This is a genomic window from Monashia sp. HAY1-2A (assembly GCF_056755315.1).
In genome coordinates this window covers 1-1,398 of record NZ_JBNDHY010000298.1, presented here as the reverse complement: position 1 = coordinate 1,398, position 1,398 = coordinate 1, and the positions used below count along the sequence as shown (strand labels likewise).

Annotated in this window: 1 protein-coding gene; it reads right to left on the bottom strand. The window is 71.8% G+C overall.

Features of this window, described 5'->3' with window-relative positions; translation table 11 throughout:
- On the bottom strand, positions 1–1,313 hold a 1,313-nt coding region (locus ACPYOM_RS21935), incomplete at its 3' end, for a glycoside hydrolase family 15 protein (RefSeq protein WP_481347579.1).
- Between the last annotated feature and the right edge of the window lie 85 nt (positions 1,314–1,398).

The following is a 1,398-nucleotide window of genomic DNA, read 5'->3' as shown; positions in this document are numbered from 1 at the left end:
TGGGCCCGGTGACGCGATGGGATCAGACCGTGCTCGGCCAGGCGTGCGGCCCGGTCCAGCGCAACCCAGCACATCATCTTCGAGTGGGTGAAGTGCGCCGGCTCGCTGCGCACCTCCCAGATCCCCGCGTCCGGGGAGCGCCAGAGCCGGCAGACCAGGTCCGCGGTCTGGGCAAGGCGCCAACCGATGTCGGCGTCCACCCGATGGCCGGCCTCGGCGTAGAGCCACGCCGTGTGGAGGAGCTCGCCATAGGTGTCCAGCTGGAGCTGGGCAGCCGCCGCGTTGCCCACCCGGACCGGCCGCGACCCGCGGTAGCCGGGCAGCGGCAGCGTCTGCTCGCGGGCGCGGGCCCCGCCGTCGAGCCGGTACAGCGGCTGCAGCCGTGGGCGGGTCAGCTGTGAGGCGTGCATGAGCCACCAGAAGTACGCCTGCGCCTCGGGGGTGCAGCCCAGGCGGAGCAGCGCGTCGAGGGTGAAGGCGGCGTCGCGGACCCAGCAGAACCGGTAGTCCCAGTTCCGCACTCCGCCGATGTCCTCGGGCAGCGACGTCGTCGCGGCGGCAGCCAGGGCCCCCGACGGGGCGTGCACCAGCAGCTTGAGCGCGAGCGCGCTCCGGACCACCGGCTCGTGCCACGGGCCTTCATAGCGCCCGGCACCTTGCCACCTGCGCCACGTGGCCAAGGTCGTGGCGTAGCGGTCATCGAGCTCGTCGCGACCGGGAAAGACCAGCGGCTCCTGATGGGCTGCGCACAGCGCTATCACCGACGCCGACCCGGGACGGGTCTCGAACGTGCCGCCGACCCAGTCAGTGCCCAGCTCGGGGACGCCGGCATCGAACGCGCAGACGGCCACGGCATCGGCGCCGGAGGAGAACACCGGCACGTCGTACCGCCTGGCCAGCCGCGTGTGCCGCTGGCCGTGGCCGAACCGCGGCCTGACCCGCCAGCTCATCGTGACCTGCCCCGCGACCCCCTCGACCCGGCGCTGCACCTCGCGCAGGGGACACAAGCCCGCGCCGCCGTCGAGGCTCATCGAGTCCGAGAGCGTGACGACCCCGGTCGTCGTGGTGAAGGTGGTCTCCAGCACGTTCGTGCCCGGCAGGTACCGACGGGAGACCTCACCTGCGACGGTGGGGGCCAGCGTGAAGGAACCGCCCTGTTCCGCATCGAGGAGGGCGGCGAACATGCTCGACGAGTCCAGGTTCGGCACGGCGAGCCAGTCCATCGTGCCGTCCCGGGCCACGAGCGCCACCGTGCGGCCGTCCCCGATGGCCGCGTAGGAGCGCAGGGGCGCATAGCCGTCGACTCGGATCATGAAAGTCCACCTTGACGCGATGATGCCGTCCTGCACAGCCTACGAGCATCTCGTCGTGGGGAGATGCCTTCGGCCACATCTACTA